This is a genomic window from Gayadomonas joobiniege G7 (genome assembly GCF_000300815.1).
Classification (GTDB): Bacteria; Pseudomonadota; Gammaproteobacteria; order Enterobacterales; family Alteromonadaceae; genus Catenovulum; species Catenovulum joobiniege.
Window position 1 is genome coordinate 93,117 of record NZ_AMRX01000002.1, and the last position, 17,063, is coordinate 110,179.

Below are 17,063 nucleotides of genomic sequence, written 5' to 3' on the forward strand. Positions count from 1 at the left end.
GCTTTTAATAATGAGGCGGTGGTGGCTCCATTGCTTGTGGCATAAGGGCTTCTGGTTGAGCATCTTGTAGTTTTTTGGCAATTAATTCAAGTTGTTTATTTAATAAACTAATCTGTTTCTGCTGCGAAACTAACGCTTGGTTTAACGCTTGAATAGTATCTTCTTGAAATGCCAACTGGGCTTCGAGATCGTCAATTTTTATTGATAAAGTTTCATTGTCCATTCGGTACCTGCCAATATTCTGTTAAACCTGTGGTGCTAGAGGTAACTATTAAAGTTTCGCCATTTTGTTGGCTGAACGCGAGTGAGTTGACTGTTGCACCATCGTAATAACGGTTGTTTTTTGCACTAACCGACCAGTTTTTTACCAGCTGGCCATCTTCTGTGCGCCATAATAGCACTTTTCGGTTAGCAGCGCTGGCGGCAAGCCATTTTTGATTGGCAGATAGCCTGACATCGGTAATAAATGCTTTTTGTTCTGGCAGCGGCAGTGTTATTGCATTGGTTTTGAAGCTGAGATCATATAAATACCCCTGTTGTAACGTGAATACGGCAAAGTATCGATCGGAAATGAACTGAGCCCGTTTGATAGGCCCCTCTAGCTGTAAGTGATAGTGTGTTTTTTGTGTCGCTAAGTCAATTATGAATAAGTTTTGATCTTGGCTAGCTGTGATTAAAAATTGGCCATTTGCACTAAAACTTACGCTAGTGACTGCAGAACTGTGATTTTTTAAGTATAAAGTTTTGTTTTTATTAATATTAAGAAGTAGAACTTGACCATCATCTAAGCCAACAGCAAGCCATTGAGCCGCTTTTGAAAGGCTTATATCACGAATATTTGAATCTTTTACTTGCCAGTAACCCAAATTTTTGCCACTGTGCACATTCCATAACGCGAACTCAGTCTGCGAGGCTGTAACAGCATAGTTTTTATGGATAGAAATATCGGCAAGAATCAGCGGAGTGTTTGGTTCTGAACTTTGTTGCCAAAGGTAAGTCAAACTGCGAGATGGTATCTGCCATACAGCAGCTTTACCTGATGGTGTCAGACTGATCAGCCATTCTGCTTGCTGCGATAGGTGACTATTTATTTCACCCTCGCTGGCATGTTGAAAGTGAACCAGCGGCTTGGATTCTGGTTGACTACAGGCGCTCAAAATAAAAAGAACGAGTACTTGTAGCCCGGATGTCCCTAGGTTCAATGCTATTTTCATCGATTTGTAGTTGTTAATCGCTTTGATACCTTTAGTATAAAGGCTTTGGGTCTTATTATGAGCCAAGGTAGTTCAGATAACAATATGGATCCGGGAACACTGGATAATTCTGTTTAATTAAAGCCTGTTGCGATGATTAAATAGTACAAAGCAAATTGGAGTTTTATTTTTATGCAAAAATTAGGCGTTATGAGTGCCCTGGCAGCCGCTTTAGTATTAGCAGGTTGTGGTCAAGAATCACAAAAACCTGCAGAAGAAGTGTCTGCGACTCAGCAAACTCAACAAGAAGAGGCAGTTAAATTGCAAAACTTAGTAGAAAAACAGGCTTATGGTTTAGGTGTAAACTTTGGTAGCCAATTAAAGTCAACTATTGAACAAATTAATGCAGCTGGTATCGCATTAGATAGTGAGTTGGTTCAGCAAGGTGTTAAAGACGCGATGGGCGGTGAGCCAGCGTTAGAAATGGCTGAAATTCAATCAGCATTGCAAGAATTGCAAAAAGAGCATCAAAAGTTAGAAGCTGCTAAGCGCGAAGCTGAAGGTGCAGAAGCGCGCCAAGAAGGCGAAACTTTTTTAGCTGAAAATGCCAAAAAAGACGGTATACAGGTAACTGAGTCAGGTTTACAGTATGAAGTGATTACTGAAGGCGAAGGTGATAAGCCAGCGGCTACAGATACAGTAACTGTTCATTACACTGGTACTTTAATTGACGGTACTAAATTTGACAGCTCAGTTGACCGTGGCGAACCCGCTCAGTTCCCGTTAAACCGAGTGATTCCAGGTTGGACAGAAGGTGTTCAGTTAATGAGCCCTGGTGCTAAATACCGTTTTTATATCCCTTATAACTTAGCCTACGGTGAGCAAGGTGCAGGTAGCATCCCTCCATTTGCAACTTTAGTCTTTGATGTTGAGCTGATCAGTATTGACGAAAGCTCAGAGGGTTAATTTAACGCGTTTTTAACGGTTAAAATTAAAAAAGGGGCTATGAGCCCCTTTTTTGTCTGTGTCACTCAGTAAGGCCGCTCGGCAACAGCCTTAGCTATTAATTGTTATGCGACCTCGGTATGTTTAGTTGCGAGTGCATGAATTAACTCATCTTCATAAGCAAATCTATCTTCCAGTGTTTGTCCTAGGGTCGATAAGTCTTTATCAAAATTATCCCAGTTGCCATCATCTGTTATTTCGGCATAAGTATCGTCAAACGTTAGCGCCCAGTCCGTCGTTTTATTAATTTTAGGCCATAAACTGTCTGCTAACTTTTTGCTTTCTTCGCCGTTTTTAGTGCATTGAGAGACAATATTGTCATAAATTTCAAAATGGCCGGCTGACAAATAGTCAACTAATACTTGGCAAAAACGGCGTACTTCCTCGGCAGAAGGTAAACAACTTTTATCTTTTTCGTAAGGTGGTAAACCTGCTAGTGTGCAGTAAGAGGCTAATAACTCGCGTCTTTCTGCCAACCACTTGTCTATTGTCGCATTCGTCCCACCATATTTCTGCTGAGCTTTTTTTACATCGGTCAACATAATAATTCCTCACCTTCTTTGGCTCATTTGCTTTAACACTATATAACGACATCAGCCTGCAAATTGCAATATTTACCTGAAAAGGAATCCAAAAATTGTTAGTCTGTAGGCTATTTTTTGCTAAAACTGGCTTTTTATTAGTATGTTAATTTCTCCTGCTGATACTGACTTCAGCCAAGCTGCTTATTGGCTAGTGACTCGAGGTGATCAACTTTTGTTGGATGCAAACAGGCAACTTCCGTGGATGCCAGCGGACGAGTTGTTTGTCAGTTATTATGAACGTCGAGTGATCTCGCTTGGTAAACTTGGTGGGCAACCTGTATTTATGGTAGATATTAGCCAAGTTGTACTAGCACCAGAACAACCAGTGAATTATTATTCGCTAATGGACATTGTGAAAGAGTTTGATTGGCCATTAGAGACCACTGCTTACGCTGCTAAAGCTGTCCAGTTTCAACATTTTTTACAAACCCATAAATTTTGTGGGCGCTGTGGTAAGCGCATGCAAGCGATTTCTTGGGAGATCGCTATGCAGTGTAAGCCTTGCCAGCATAGGTGTTACCCTAAGGTTCACCCGTGTGTCATTATGGCGGTGGTAGATGGCGATCGGATATTGTTAGCACGTAGCAAGCGCAATAAAACGGGGCTTTATTCAATTCTTGCCGGTTTTGTCGAACCCGGAGAAACTTTAGAACAAGCTGTTGCCCGCGAGGTATTTGAAGAGGTGGGCGTTGAGGTTAAAAATATTCGTTATTTTGGCAGTCAGCCTTGGCCTTTTCCGCACCAGTTGATGGTAGGGTTTGTAGCAGATTATGCCGGTGGCAAGATTACAATTGATGAAAAAGAAATTTCGCAGGCAGCTTGGTATAATTTAGCCGATTTACCAGCGACACCAGGCTACTATTCTATTGCAGGGCAAATAATAGAGTCTTTAATAAAAAAACAAGCCTTACTAGGTAAGGCTTGAGAATAATTTAACCGAGCCCTGCTGGGCTTCTAATAATATGAGCTTTAAAAAAGCGTATATTTTATAACAAATTAAATTAACCAAAGCAAATCTAATTTAATAATTTTGTAACAATGGGTTTGCGTTTATTTTTACATTTTGGAATTGATACTTTTATGACTGAGCTTAAAAATACTCGATATTTAGACACCTTAGCTAAGCGTCCTGTTGATCGAACGCCTATTTGGATGATGCGACAAGCAGGTCGGTATTTGCCTGAATATCGGGAAGTGAGAGCACAAGCGGGCGACTTTATGTCTCTTTGCAAGAATGCAGAGCTTGCTTGCGAAGTCACCTTACAGCCCTTGCGTCGATATCCGCTGGATGCTGCTATTTTATTTTCAGACATTTTAACCATCCCTGATGCAATGGGTATGGGTTTATATTTTGAAGCTGGCGAGGGGCCTAAGTTTAGTCATACTTTGCAAAACATGCATGACATTGCAGCATTGCCAATTCCAGACCCTGAAAAAAGTTTAAAATACGTTATGAATGCAGTTTCGACCATCCGCCGTGAGTTAAAAGGGACTGTGCCGTTAATCGGTTTTTCTGGTAGTCCTTGGACGTTAGCGACTTATATGGTTGAGGGAGGAAGTAGCAAAACCTTTTCAAAAATTAAACGTATGGGTTTTGAGTCGCCGGAAGCTTTGCATCTATTATTAGATAAGCTGGCTGACTCAGTTATCGAATATTTGAATGCTCAAATTGATGCTGGTGCTCAATCGCTCATGATATTCGATACTTGGGGGGGGGTATTGTCGCCACGCCACTATAGAGCATTTTCACTCGATTATATGGCTAAAATAGTTGCTGGACTTAACTTAGAACAAGCATCAGGTCGAGTTCCTGTCACTTTATTTACTAAGGGCGGTGGACAATGGTTAGAGTTAATTGCAGAGACTGGATGTGACGCCATCGGGGTTGATTGGACAACCGATATTGGTGAGGCACGTCGGCGTGTAGGCGATAAAGTTGCGTTGCAAGGCAATATGGACCCAAATACACTATATGCTCCGGCTCATGTGATACGCGAAGAGGTACAACTGATTTTAGATAGTTATGGTAGTGGCCCAGGCCACGTATTTAACCTAGGCCATGGCATTACACCAGACGTAAAACCAGAAAACGCGGAAGCTTTTATCAAAGCCGTAACTGAGCTCAGTCCTATTTATCATCAAAGTATCTAAACAAGAGGCGGAATGCGCCTCTTGTTGTTGATTTATGAAAAACGTTCAGGATGCGGAAAACAGTACAAGTTACTGTTTTCCGCTTTTAAAAAAGTCGGTTGAGTCCGTTGAGTGCTGCAACTCGATAAGCTTCTGCCATGGTTGGGTAGTTAAATGTGGTCGTAATAAAATATTCAACCGTATTGGCTTTGCCCTTTTGCTGCATTATTGCTTGCCCGATGTGGACAATTTCAGAGGCAGCGGTACCAAAACAATGAATGCCTAAAATCTCTTTGCTATCTGGATGGAATAAGATTTTTAAGCCACCTATGGTTGAACCACCGATTTGAGCACGAGCCAAATGTTTAAATTGTGCTTTACCCACTTCGTAAGGAATTTTGGCTGCAGTTAACTCTTGTTCGGTTTTACCGACAGAGCTGATTTCTGGAATGGTATAAATACCAGTAGGGATATCTTCAATAAGCTTGCTTTGGGCAGTGCCTTCTGAGATGGATTGTGCGGCAATGCGGCCCTGATCATAAGCAGCACTGGCTAAGCTAGGGTAGCCAATCACATCACCAACGGCGTAGATATTATCCACTTCGGTTTGGTAGTTTTCATTTACTTTAAGTTGACCACGGCCATCCGCCTGAATGCCGACTGCTGCTAAGTTGAGCTTATCTGTGTTACCAGTTCGACCATTTGCAAATAATAAACAATCCGCTTTAAATCTTTTACCTGATTTAGTTTGTAAAATGACACCGTCGTCTACTTCTTTGATGTTTTGATATTCTTCACTGTTGCGAATAACGGCACCATTGTAAGTTAAGTGGTAGCTGAGTGCATCGGAGATCTCGTTATCTAAAAAAGATAGCAGCCGTTCTCGCGTATTAATTAAGTCGACCTTAACGCTTAAGCCTCGAAAGATACTCGCGTACTCAGAGCCAATAACACCGGCACCATAGATGATGATGCTACGAGGGTCATGTTTAAGCGATAAAATTGTATCACTGTCGTAAATCCGACGGCTATTAAAGTCAACGTCGCTTGGGCGATAAGGTCGCGATCCTGTCGCTATCACAATTGTTTTAGCTGATATTTTTTGTGTTGAACCATCAGCATGGGTAACTTCAATAGTGTGCTTATCGATAAAAGCAGCTTCACCTGTGAGCAGCGAGACTCTATTTCTATCGTAAAAACCGGCTCGTAGGCGAGTTTGCTGCCGGATCACCCCTTCAGCATGGCCTAAAATCTGTGGAAAGGTGAGTCTTTTATCCCTGCCGGCTTCGCTAAATAAAGGGTTAGTATTAAAGTGTATTAACTGAGAGACTGATTGCCTTAGCGCTTTTGATGGAATTGTTCCCCAGTGAGTACAGCCACCGCCAACAGCGCTGTGGCGCTCAATGACGGCCACTGACATGCCTGTTTTAACCATGCCCATGGCGGCACCTTCACCGCCTGGACCTGTGCCAATGACGATGGCATCAAAATCAAATTGCGTATTTTCAGTGACTGTATCCACTGTGTTTGCTGCTGCGTTTGCCACGAGTTACCTTCCTGTGTTATCCAACTTAACTCCATTCTAACGCAACATAATGACACTTCTAGATAAATTTACAATATAGTGATAACTGAGTGTTTTAATAATGCAATTTACGCATCTGATAGAGTGAGTTCAAAGTTTAAAAAGTTCCTTTGTTTAATTTCAAAACGCACTTTTAAATCTTGTACCTGATGATATAGGTCTGTTTTTTTATAATCTTTGACAATTTTTTTACGTTTTATGTCTAACAAGCGTTTCTGCGCAGCATAAAATGCATTCATGTGTTCAATGAGTAATTCATATTCCTGTTCGAGCAATGCTAAGATGTCAGAATGTTTATCATCTTCAGATAATTTTGATTTTATACTGTTTAAATGCTGGGCGACACGCACTCTTTCGATGCGGTCATCTGGTGTTACTCTGAGTTTGCTTGTCAGTCCAAACCAGCTTGCGGCTTTGATAAACCACTTGGTTGGATCAAATTGCCACCATTTAATGCCATTACGATAGTCGTATTCAAAGGTATGGTGAAAGTTGTGATATCCTTCTCCATAAGTTAATAATGCCAGCCAATGATTATCCCGAGCTGTGTGTTTTTGCGAGTAGGTCTGTTTCCCCCAAATGTGTGCGAGCGAGTTGATAAAAAAGGTAAAGTGATGACTTAATACCAGTCTTAATAAACCAGCCAGTAAAAACATCGCCAACATATTGCCTGAGATTAGGCCTAATAATAAGGGTATGCCAATATTGGTTGTGAATACTAAGGTCAGATAGTGTTTATGCTGCCACATAACAATTTTATCTTTTTGCAGATCACGTACGTTGTCATAGTTCCGGTAGTTCTCACCTTGGTATTCCCGTAACATCCAGCCAATGTGTGAAAACCAAAAGCCTTGTTTGGCAGAATAGGGATCTTTGCCATTAACATCGACATGTTTATGATGATTTCTATGATCAGAGGCCCAATGTAATATGCTGTTTTGCAATGCAAAAGCACCACCTATTGCATAAAAAAAGCGGATCACAGCATGTGCCTGGTAAGTTTTGTGTGACCATAGCCTATGGTAACCTGCGGTAATGGACATGCCCGAGTAGCCAAGGCAGAGAATACCGGCAATTATTTCGCCGCCAGTAAAACCATAACGGATGGCGTACCATGGAACGAGCGTGGCAGCGAGTAAAAAAGAAACAGAAAAAACGAGCACATTGACCCATACTATCGGGGCTTTGTTCATTAATAACCTCTAAAATCAAGAGTGAATAATTACAGCGTACACTTGTGCGCTCGATTTTAGGGGATTAATGTATAATATCAAGTTTTTTAAGTCCTTTGTTTGGAGAATGTTAAAATGGGGATTAGAGCGCTGCAAAAAGAGCGAACGCGCAGAGCTATCATCCAAGCTGCCTTTGCACAATTATCAGCGGATAAAAATTTTTCTAATTTAAGTTTACGTGAGGTTGCTCGAGAGGCTGGTATAGCACCCACTTCATTCTACCGGCATTTTAAAGACTTAGATGAGCTAGGTTTAACTTTGGTGGATGAGGGTGGTCTGTTGTTACGCCAATTGATGCGACAAGCCCGCCAGCGTATTGCGGAGCAGGGTTCTGTGATTATTACCTCAGTGGATACCTTTATGGAGTTTTTGCAAACAAATGAAGGCGCTTTTAGAATTTTGTTGCAGGCTCGCAGTGGCACATCGGCCGATTTTCGACTGGCAGTATTACGCGAAATCGAACACTTTATCGCTGAGTTAGCTGATTATATTTGTCACTCTCAAAAATGTACTAATGACATTGCAGTTTTGCAGGCCGATGCTATGGTTAAGTTGGTATTTAACGCAGGAGGTGAAGCAATTGATCTGAATGCGGTTGAGCGCGAAAAGATTTCTCAGCGTTTGTATCTGCAATTAAGGTTTATTGTGATGGGCGCACGCACGAGCACCGTAAAGGCTCAAACTGAAACCTTGGTTGTTAAATAAACAGAGGTCAGACACAGCAACCTAGTGTAAAAGTTAACCGAATGAGCAAGGAATATGTTTCTCCAAATTTCAGCCTCACAAATTCATCTATGTAAACCACAGTATATTATTGGCGCCATTTTCAACGGCTACTTATGCTTAATGGCGTATTTACTAATAAATCTGAACCCTAGTGAAGGTAGCCTATGGCATTAAGTATGGGCCGGTCCCGTTAGTAATGGCCGTCGGACTGGTTAAAAAAGCAAGGCGATGATAAAAGTCACCATCACCTAAATATGCGGCACGACTGATTTTGATTTAGTTCACTTTATTATTTAATACGACTAAGACAAACCCCAGTTTCGATATGGTGCGTGTAAGGAAACTGGTCAAAAAAGCATAGGTTTTCTATTTTATGGGTCGCGCAGATTTGCCTTAGGTTGTCTGCTAAAGTTTCTGGATTACAAGAAATATAAATGATCCTGTCAAAACGACTCACCAGTTGAATAGTTTCTTTGTCTAAACCTGCTCTGGGAGGATCGACCAAAATTGTTGAGAACTGGTAACTATTAAGCTCAATACCTTTTAGCGACTTAACGCTCTTTCCTTCAAAATATGCAGCTGAAAAATCTTCGGCCGATGATTGACCAATCACCACATTGTTAATTTGATTTTCAGCCAAATTTACATTGGCTGAGCGCACCGAAGGTCTAGCAATTTCTGTAGCCAATACACGATTATATTTATCGGCGAGCGCTAAGCTAAAGTTGCCATTGCCGCAATAAAGTTCTAATAAATCCCCATCAGCGTTGGCACTCATCTCACGAGCCCATTGCAACATTTGCAAATTAATATAGCCATTGGGTTGAGTGAAGGTATTTTCAATCTGTTGATAGCGATAGTGTTTACCATCTAAACAGAATTGCTCTGTAACATAATCTTGATCCATCACGAGTTTCTGTTTGCGTGAGCGACCGATAATATGAGTGGGGGCAACTGTGTTTAATTTGGCTTTGAGTTCAGCAGCAGCATCTAACCATGCTTGTTCGAGCTTTTTATGGTAAATCAAACTGACAAGCGCTTCACCGCTGAGTGTTGTTAAAAAATCAACTTGGTATAATTTGTGTTTGAGTTGCGGTGTTTTTAAAACAAATGCTTTCACTTCTTGCATTAAGCTATTGAGTAAGGTGGCCCCGGGTAAATAATAGTCTACTCGAAATTTTTCTTTGGTTTTAGGATCAAACATAATGTAATAACAATCATCGTCCTGATGCCAGACTCTAAACTCAGCACGCAAGCGGTAGTTTTCACAAGGTGACTCAACGATTTTGGGGGCAGGTAGCTCCAAGCCACCAAAATAAGTCAGCGTTTTTGAAATTTTGTCGTCTAATAGAGGGCGATACTGGCTTGGGTCAATTTGATCTACACGCATGCGGGGTTTCTACCAAAAACTTGTATTGTACTTTATTTTGACAGAGTCCGACAATTACAAAAAAAAGGCTAAATTTTAATCAGTGCTGTCCGATAACGATAATATACAACTACCCTTGGAGGAATCAAATGTGGACATACAAAAGTTAGACGGATTAACAAGTGATGTCAAATGGCCGACTAAACGTTCAGAACAGGCTAGCCAAATCGAAGCAAAAAGTGTTGAACAAGATGTTGCAAACCTAAGTGATTTAGCGGTTTATCGATATGCACAAAGAGTGCTTCAAGAAAGTATTAGTGGTCAATTTGAAACGCCGAGTCGGGCCGAGATGCCAGATCCAGAAGCTATCAAAGAAAAGAACGAAAGCTTATTTGATTTTGAAGCTGTGATCGATAATGTTATGAGTTTTGTAGAATCTCGTATTCTAGCGGCTAAAGAGAGCGGCGCTCAAGATGATCAATTGTTAAAAATGCTCACGCAAGCTCGACAAGGGGTGGATGATGGCGTAAGCCAAGCTAAAAAGATATTGGGTGTCAAAGATGATGAGGAGTCAGATCTTGCGCTTGGCATCAAACAAGCACATAAAGGACTTTTTGAACGCATTGGTCATTTAAAAGAAAAATTATTTGGCGAAACAGTGGAACAAGGTGAGGTATTTAACACTATTTCAAAACAGTCTTCGGTAAGTAAGTTTGAATTAGTGACTAATGAAGGGGATAAGGTTTTTGTATCGCTAAGCCAGTTTACTCAATTAGAGTACCAAAATGCCGCTTTGGCTGACGGTCAGTTAACTCAGACTGGACGGCAAACATGGGGCAGTTTGTTTCAGCTGACAGTCGAAGGTGATTTGAATGACGAAGAAAAAAGTAGCATTGAATCTCTGTTTAAACAAATGAATGAAATCGGTCAGTCTTTTTGGGATGGAAACTTAAAAAATGCGCTTGAACAAGCTAAAGCGGTCGGTTTAGATGAGTCGCAAATAGCGTCTGCTAATTTAGCTTTTAGTACCAAAAGCGTATCAGTGAGTGCATATCAACCAAAATCAATGGTACCGGATGGAATAAAAACAGAAGTTAAAGAATATTTGGATAAATTAACGGATGTAGTTAGGGGATTAGACAAAACCTTTGACAAAAATCAGAAAGAGCAGTTAGTGAGGCATTTGTTTGCAGAGCAGTTTGATTTGAAAGGGAATGAATTAATTGAAGCTGTGAACCATTTTAATCATTTTAATGGTCAATTATTAGAGCGTCAGTCATAGTTAGACGCTCTAACTACCTGAAACTTAATCACCATCTCTAGTTGCGCGAGTACGAGCTTCGCGAACTTTCAACGTGCGCTGTTGAAATTCAGTATCATTCAACTTCGCAATAGCGTCGTCGGCTCCGTTCTCTTCCATTTCTACAAAACCAAATCCTTTTTTCTTACCAGTATTTCTATCGCGGACTAAACGAACTGTTAATACTTTACCAAAAGCAGAAAAGACTTCTTTTACTTCGGCCTCACTGGTGCGATATGGAAGATTACCTACGTATAAAGTTTTAGCGTTTACTAAATCTGCTTCTTTTTCACTAAGGCTGTCGGTGGATTCACCGCTAGGCATAAATATACAGATTAAGCCACCAAGGATAACCCCGAGACTAAACAATATGTGACTTTCTATTTGTAAAGATAAAGCGGGGAGTGCAAAAAAACTGACTAATACAACAAGAGTCAGTACCGTAGCTTGTTTAACAATGTGATTTGACATGCGTACCTCAAACAAAAATTTATACTTTTCTTTTTTATGAAGAATTTCTGACGAATGAGTAAAATACAATAAAATGTTTAGTTATTGTACATTTAATGCAAAAACAAGCCGAAAAAAGCACTTGTAAGGTTTTAATATAGCGAATTTGGATGGTTTTTCATCCAAGAAAAACTTTTTTAAAAAGAATTCTAAAAAATGGTTGACGCTATGAAATATCTCTCTATAATGCGCCCCCACAACGCAGCGACACGGCAACAAACGCCGAGAAGCAAAGCGACGCAAGTTAAGCCCAATCGGCTCAAACTAAAAAGTTTTAAACGATTGAAAATAAAGGCTTGACAAGCAACTTGAGAAGCGTAAAATGCGCGCCTCACTTGAGCAGTTTAAAACAAGCGCTCAAGCAAAATGTTCTTTAAAAATTTGGTAACCTTATTTATCTGTGTGGGCACTCGCATCATTTGAATAGACAAAAAATTATTCAGTTGATTGAGTGACTAAACAGTCAATTCAGTACGATTGAAGCAAAGATTAAAACTTTTTTTGAAGAGTTTGATCATGGCTCAGATTGAACGCTGGCGGCAGGCCTAACACATGCAAGTCGAGCGGAAACGAGAATAGCTTGCTATTCGGCGTCGAGCGGCGGACGGGTGAGTAATGCTTGGGGATCTGCCTCGTTGTGGGGGATAACCATTGGAAACGATGGCTAATACCGCATAATACCTACGGGTTAAAGAGGGCTTAGGCTCTTGCGACGAGATGAACCCAAGTGAGATTAGCTAGTTGGTGAGGTAATGGCTCACCAAGGCGACGATCTCTAGCTGGTTTGAGAGGATGATCAGCCACACTGGAACTGAGACACGGTCCAGACTCCTACGGGAGGCAGCAGTGGGGAATATTGCACAATGGGCGCAAGCCTGATGCAGCCATGCCGCGTGTGTGAAGAAGGCCTTCGGGTTGTAAAGCACTTTCAGCAGTGAGGAAAGGGTGTTGGTTAATACCCATCATCTGTGACGTTAACTGCAGAAGAAGCACCGGCTAACTCCGTGCCAGCAGCCGCGGTAATACGGAGGGTGCGAGCGTTAATCGGAATTACTGGGCGTAAAGCGCACGTAGGTGGATAGATAAGCTGGTTGTGAAAAACCGGAGCTCAACTCCGGCCGTGCATCCAGAACTGTCTGTCTAGAGTAAGGGAGAGGGGGGTAGAATTTCAGGTGTAGCGGTGAAATGCGTAGAGATCTGAAGGAATACCGGTGGCGAAGGCGGCCCCCTGGCCCATTACTGACACTGAGGTGCGAAAGCGTGGGTAGCGAACAGGATTAGATACCCTGGTAGTCCACGCCGTAAACGATGTCTACTTGCTGTGTGTGTCTTTAAGACGTGCGTAGCGCAGCTAACGCGATAAGTAGACCGCCTGGGGAGTACGGCCGCAAGGTTAAAACTCAAATGAATTGACGGGGGCCCGCACAAGCGGTGGAGCATGTGGTTTAATTCGATGCAACGCGAAGAACCTTACCATCCCTTGACATCCACAGGAGAGCGTAGAGATATGCTTGTGCCTTCGGGAACTGTGAGACAGGTGCTGCATGGCTGTCGTCAGCTCGTGTTGTGAAATGTTGGGTTAAGTCCCGCAACGAGCGCAACCCTTATCCTTAGTTGCCAGCATTTAGTTGGGGACTCTAAGGAGACTGCCGGTGATAAACCGGAGGAAGGTGGGGACGACGTCAAGTCATCATGGCCCTTACGGGATGGGCTACACACGTGCTACAATGGACAGTACAGAGGGAAGCGAACTTGCGAGAGTAAGCGGATCCCTTAAAGCTGTTCGTAGTCCGGATTGGAGTCTGCAACTCGACTCCATGAAGTCGGAATCGCTAGTAATCGCAGATCAGAATGCTGCGGTGAATACGTTCCCGGGCCTTGTACACACCGCCCGTCACACCATGGGAGTGGGCTGCAAAAGAAGTAGGTAGCTTAACATTGGGCGCTTACCACTTTGTGGTTCATGACTGGGGTGAAGTCGTAACAAGGTAGCCCTAGGGGAACCTGGGGCTGGATCACCTCCTTAACGATGCTATTTAAAGTGCTGAGTGTTCACACAGATAAATAATGGGTTACTAAATATAAAGCTATTGATATCAGCGCAAAGTGAATGTTAATCATTTTGCAGTGATATCAATCACCTGCTCTTTAACAATCTGGATTGTAGTAAATATCTCTAATAGAGAATTAAATTTGTTCAATTTAAAACTGAAACGAGTTTGATCAAGCAAGACCAAGTATTCAATAAACGATGGTGCTTATTGTATAACCTGATAAACATTCGGGTTGTATGGTTAAGTGACTAAGCGTGCACGGTGGATGCCTTGGCAATTGGAGGCGATGAAGGACGTGTTAATCTGCGATAAGCTATGACGAGTCGATAAAAGACGCATGAGTTATAGATTTCCGAATGGGGCAACCCACCCTTTTAGGGTATCTTAATGTGAATATATAGCATTAAGAAGCGAACCGGGAGAACTGAAACATCTAAGTACCCCGAGGAAAAGAAATCAACCGAGATACCGAAAGTAGCGGCGAGCGAAATCGGTGCAGCCGATAAGATTAAGTCCAGCAGAACATTCTGGAAAGTTTGGCCATAGCAGGTGACAGCCCTGTATGCGAAAGACTTAAGCTTACATATTAAGTAGGTCGGGACACGTGATATCCTGACTGAAGATGGGGGGACCATCCTCCAAGGCTAAATACTCCCAATTGACCGATAGTGAACCAGTACCGTGAGGGAAAGGCGAAAAGAACCCCTGTGAGGGGAGTGAAATAGAACCTGAAACCGTGTACGTACAAGCAGTGGGAGCTCTTCGGAGTGACTGCGTACCTTTTGTATAATGGGTCAGCGACTTATATTTTGTAGCGAGGTTAACCGAATAGGGAAGCCGTAGCGAAAGCGAGTCTTAACTGGGCGCTTAGTTGCAAGGTATAGACCCGAAACCCGGCGATCTACCCATGGGCAGGTTGAAGGTTGAGTAACATCAACTGGAGGACCGAACTCACTAACGTTGAAAAGTTAGGAGATGACTTGTGGGTCGGAGTGAAAGGCTAATCAAGCCGGGAGATAGCTGGTTCTCCCCGAAAGCTATTTAGGTAGCGCCTCGGACGAATACCACTGGGGGTAGAGCACTGTTAAGGCTAGGGGGTCATCCCGACTTACCAACCCTTTGCAAACTCCGAATACCAGTGAGTACTATCCGGGAGACACACGGCGGGTGCTAACGTCCGTCGTGAAGAGGGCAACAACCCAGACCGCCAGCTAAGGTCCCAAATACCAATTAAGTGGGAAACGATGTGGGAAGGCTTAGACAGCTAGGAGGTTGGCTTAGAAGCAGCCACCCTTTAAAGAAAGCGTAATAGCTCACTAGTCGAGTCGGCCTGCGCGGAAGATGTAACGGGGCTAAATTGGTAACCGAAGCTGCGGATTTAATCTTAGATTAAGTGGTAGGGGAGCGTTCTGTAAGTGGATGAAGGTGTGTTGTAAAGCATGCTGGACATATCAGAAGTGCGAATGCTGACATGAGTAACGATAAAGCGGGTGAAAAACCCGCTCGCCGAAAGACCAAGGTTTCCTGTCCCATGCTAATCAGGGCAGGGTAAGTCGGCCCCTAAGGTGAGGGCGAAAGCCGTAATCGATGGGAAACGGGTTAATATTCCCGTACTTTTATTGACTGCGATGGAGAGACGGAGAAGGCTAAACTGGCTTGGCGATGGTTGTCCAAGTGAAAAGTTGTAGGTTGAGGGCTTAGGCAAATCCGGGCCCTTAAGACTGAGAACTGAGACGAGTATCTACGGATACGAAGCAGTTGATGCCCGGCTTCCAGGAAAATCTTCTAAGCTTCAGGTCAATAAAAACCGTACCCCAAACCGACACAGGTGGTCAGGTAGAGAATACTAAGGCGCTTGAGAGAACCCGGGTGAAGGAACTAGGCAAAATAGTACCGTAACTTCGGGAGAAGGTACGCCACGTTATTGTGAAAGGCTTAACGTCTGGAGCGAGAGGTGGTCGAAGTAACCAGGTGGCTGGAACTGTTTATTAAAAACACAGCACTCTGCTAATTCGAAAGAAGACGTATAGGGTGTGACACCTGCCCGGTGCCGGAAGGTTAATTGATGGGGTTATCCATATGGAGAAGCTCTTGATCGAAGCCCCGGTAAACGGCGGCCGTAACTATAACGGTCCTAAGGTAGCGAAATTCCTTGTCGGGTAAGTTCCGACCTGCACGAATGGTGTAATCATGGCCACGCTGTCTCCACCCGGGACTCAGTGAAATTGAACTTGCTGTGAAGATGCAGTGTACCCGCGGCTAGACGGAAAGACCCCGTGAACCTTTACTACAGCTTGGCAGTGAACATTGAACCTACATGTGTAGGATAGGTGGGAGGCTATGAATCAGCGTCGCTAGATGTTGTGGAGCCATCCTTGAAATACCACCCTTGTATGTTTGATGTTCTAACCTCGGCCCATCATCTGGGTCAGGGACACTGCCTGGTGGGTAGTTTGACTGGGGCGGTCTCCTCCCAAATAGTAACGGAGGAGCACGAAGGTTGGCTAAGTACGGTCGGACATCGTACGGTTAGTGCAATGGCATAAGCCAGCTTAACTGCGAGACAGACACGTCGAGCAGGTGCGAAAGCAGGTCATAGTGATCCGGTGGTTCTGAATGGAAGGGCCATCGCTCAACGGATAAAAGGTACTCCGGGGATAACAGGCTGATACCGCCCAAGAGTTCATATCGACGGCGGTGTTTGGCACCTCGATGTCGGCTCATCACATCCTGGGGCTGAAGTCGGTCCCAAGGGTATGGCTGTTCGCCATTTAAAGTGGTACGCGAGCTGGGTTTAGAACGTCGTGAGACAGTTCGGTCCCTATCTGCCGTGGGCGTTTGAGAATTGAGGGGGGCTTCTCCTAGTACGAGAGGACCGGAGTGGACGAACCTCTGGTGTTCCGGTTGTTCTGCCAAGAGCATTGCCGGGTAGCTAAGTTCGGAATCGATAACCGCTGAAAGCATCTAAGCGGGAAGCGAGCCCCAAGATGAGTTTTCACAGACCCTAGAGGTCCTGTAGGGCCCTTGTAGACTACAAGGTTGATAGGTTGGGTGTGTAAGTGCTGTGAGGCATTGAGCTAACCAATACTAATTGCCCGTGCGGCTTAACCATACAACGCCAAATGTTTATTGGGTTAAACTCGAAGCGAAAGCGAAAAACAGAATAAAGCGAACAAATTTAAAACTACAATCAAGATTGTGACCAGTTTATGCCTGACGGCGATAGCATTGTGGAACCACCTGATCCATTTCGAACTCAGAAGTGAAACACAATAGCGGCGATGGTAGTGTGGGGTTTCCCATGTGAGAGTAGCACACCGTCAGGCTTCTCCTTCGAAGCCCTGAGTGAATACTCAGGGCTTTTTTTATACCTGC

Annotated in this window: 12 protein-coding genes and 3 rRNA genes; 8 read left to right on the top strand and 7 right to left on the bottom strand. The window is 43.3% G+C overall.

Going from position 1 to position 17,063, the window contains the following annotated elements:
• Positions 1-4: 4 nt before the first annotated feature.
• Complete coding sequence (locus C727_RS0103935; protein ID WP_017444323.1) at positions 5-223, bottom strand: SlyX family protein; 219 nt, start codon at positions 221-223, stop codon at positions 5-7.
• On the bottom strand, positions 213-1,214 hold the full coding sequence (locus tag C727_RS0103940) for a WD40 repeat domain-containing protein (protein WP_081579176.1): 1,002 nt from the start codon (positions 1,212-1,214) through the stop codon (positions 213-215). The genes C727_RS0103935 and C727_RS0103940 overlap by 11 nt, the downstream gene beginning before the upstream one ends.
• 171 nt (positions 1,215-1,385) lie before the next feature.
• On the opposite strand from C727_RS0103940, the gene C727_RS0103945 reads away from it, so the two are divergent.
• A complete protein-coding gene (locus tag C727_RS0103945) occupies positions 1,386-2,159 on the top strand; it encodes a BamJ family beta-barrel-assembly machinery protein (protein WP_017444325.1) in 774 nt (257 codons plus the stop codon).
• A gap of 104 nt (positions 2,160-2,263) precedes the next feature.
• On the opposite strand, the gene C727_RS0103950 is transcribed toward C727_RS0103945, so the two are convergent.
• Complete coding sequence (locus tag C727_RS0103950) at positions 2,264-2,740, bottom strand: Rsd/AlgQ family anti-sigma factor (protein WP_017444326.1); 477 nt, start codon at positions 2,738-2,740, stop codon at positions 2,264-2,266.
• A 142-nt stretch (positions 2,741-2,882) separates the two neighbouring features.
• Here C727_RS0103950 and nudC point away from each other — a divergent pair, with 142 nt between their 5' ends.
• Positions 2,883-3,707 (top strand): NAD(+) diphosphatase, encoded by an 825-nt coding sequence (nudC, locus tag C727_RS0103955; RefSeq protein ID WP_017444327.1) that lies wholly within the window; start codon positions 2,883-2,885, stop codon positions 3,705-3,707.
• Positions 3,708-3,862: 155 nt separating this feature from the next.
• The gene (gene hemE, locus C727_RS0103960; RefSeq protein WP_026052546.1) at positions 3,863-4,933 is read left to right on the top strand and encodes a uroporphyrinogen decarboxylase; all 1,071 of its coding nucleotides are present in this window, start codon (positions 3,863-3,865) and stop codon (positions 4,931-4,933) included.
• 85 nt (positions 4,934-5,018) lie between these two features.
• On the opposite strand, the gene sthA is transcribed toward hemE, so the two are convergent.
• Together sthA and C727_RS0103970 are read right to left on the bottom strand one after the other, a co-directional pair.
• The gene (gene sthA, locus C727_RS0103965; protein WP_017444329.1) at positions 5,019-6,458 is read right to left on the bottom strand and encodes a Si-specific NAD(P)(+) transhydrogenase; all 1,440 of its coding nucleotides are present in this window, start codon (positions 6,456-6,458) and stop codon (positions 5,019-5,021) included.
• A gap of 107 nt (positions 6,459-6,565) precedes the next feature.
• Positions 6,566-7,690, bottom strand: a complete 1,125-nt coding sequence (locus C727_RS0103970; protein ID WP_017444330.1) for a fatty acid desaturase — start codon at positions 7,688-7,690, stop codon at positions 6,566-6,568.
• Positions 7,691-7,804: 114 nt separating this feature from the next.
• On the opposite strand from C727_RS0103970, the gene fabR reads away from it, so the two are divergent.
• Positions 7,805-8,434: an HTH-type transcriptional repressor FabR gene (fabR, locus tag C727_RS0103975; RefSeq protein ID WP_017444331.1), complete on the top strand. Its 630-nt coding sequence runs from the start codon at positions 7,805-7,807 to the stop codon at positions 8,432-8,434.
• Between the two features lie 310 nt (positions 8,435-8,744).
• Here the strand turns inward: fabR and trmA are convergent, their stop codons facing one another.
• A complete protein-coding gene (gene trmA / locus C727_RS0103980; RefSeq protein WP_017444332.1) occupies positions 8,745-9,845 on the bottom strand; it encodes a tRNA (uridine(54)-C5)-methyltransferase TrmA in 1,101 nt (366 codons plus the stop codon).
• 130 nt (positions 9,846-9,975) lie between these two features.
• On the opposite strand from trmA, the gene C727_RS0103985 reads away from it, so the two are divergent.
• A complete protein-coding gene (locus C727_RS0103985; protein WP_017444333.1) occupies positions 9,976-11,106 on the top strand; it encodes a DUF5610 domain-containing protein in 1,131 nt (376 codons plus the stop codon).
• Positions 11,107-11,130: 24 nt separating this feature from the next.
• Here the strand turns inward: C727_RS0103985 and C727_RS0103990 are convergent, their stop codons facing one another.
• Positions 11,131-11,595 carry an RNA recognition motif domain-containing protein gene (locus C727_RS0103990; protein ID WP_017444334.1) on the bottom strand — a complete coding sequence of 155 codons (465 nt, stop codon included), beginning with the start codon at positions 11,593-11,595 and terminating at the stop codon, positions 11,131-11,133.
• A gap of 537 nt (positions 11,596-12,132) precedes the next feature.
• On the opposite strand from C727_RS0103990, the gene C727_RS0103995 reads away from it, so the two are divergent.
• The 3 genes from C727_RS0103995 (at position 12,133) to rrf (ending at position 17,014) form a co-directional block, all read left to right on the top strand.
• A 16S ribosomal RNA gene (locus C727_RS0103995) occupies positions 12,133-13,660 on the top strand.
• Between the two features lie 266 nt (positions 13,661-13,926).
• Positions 13,927-16,800 (top strand): 23S ribosomal RNA (locus tag C727_RS0104000).
• A 100-nt stretch (positions 16,801-16,900) separates the two neighbouring features.
• A 5S ribosomal RNA gene (rrf, locus tag C727_RS0104005) occupies positions 16,901-17,014 on the top strand.
• Together the 16S, 23S and 5S rRNA genes form the textbook arrangement of a ribosomal RNA operon.
• Positions 17,015-17,063 lie beyond the last annotated feature (49 nt).

Coding starts and splice junctions, on each gene's coding strand:
- C727_RS0103945 (WP_017444325.1), top strand. CDS start 1,386: ATGCAAAAATTAGGCGTTATGAGTGCCCTGGCAGCCGCTTTAGTATTA.
- C727_RS0103990 (WP_017444334.1), bottom strand. CDS start 11,595: ATGTCAAATCACATTGTTAAACAAGCTACGGTACTGACTCTTGTTGTA.
- trmA (WP_017444332.1), bottom strand. CDS start 9,845: ATGCGTGTAGATCAAATTGACCCAAGCCAGTATCGCCCTCTATTAGAC.
- nudC (WP_017444327.1), top strand. CDS start 2,883: ATGTTAATTTCTCCTGCTGATACTGACTTCAGCCAAGCTGCTTATTGG.
- fabR (WP_017444331.1), top strand. CDS start 7,805: ATGGGGATTAGAGCGCTGCAAAAAGAGCGAACGCGCAGAGCTATCATC.
- C727_RS0103970 (WP_017444330.1), bottom strand. CDS start 7,690: ATGAACAAAGCCCCGATAGTATGGGTCAATGTGCTCGTTTTTTCTGTT.
- C727_RS0103935 (WP_017444323.1), bottom strand. CDS start 223: ATGGACAATGAAACTTTATCAATAAAAATTGACGATCTCGAAGCCCAG.
- C727_RS0103950 (WP_017444326.1), bottom strand. CDS start 2,740: ATGTTGACCGATGTAAAAAAAGCTCAGCAGAAATATGGTGGGACGAAT.
- hemE (WP_026052546.1), top strand. CDS start 3,863: ATGACTGAGCTTAAAAATACTCGATATTTAGACACCTTAGCTAAGCGT.
- C727_RS0103940 (WP_081579176.1), bottom strand. CDS start 1,214: ATGAAAATAGCATTGAACCTAGGGACATCCGGGCTACAAGTACTCGTT.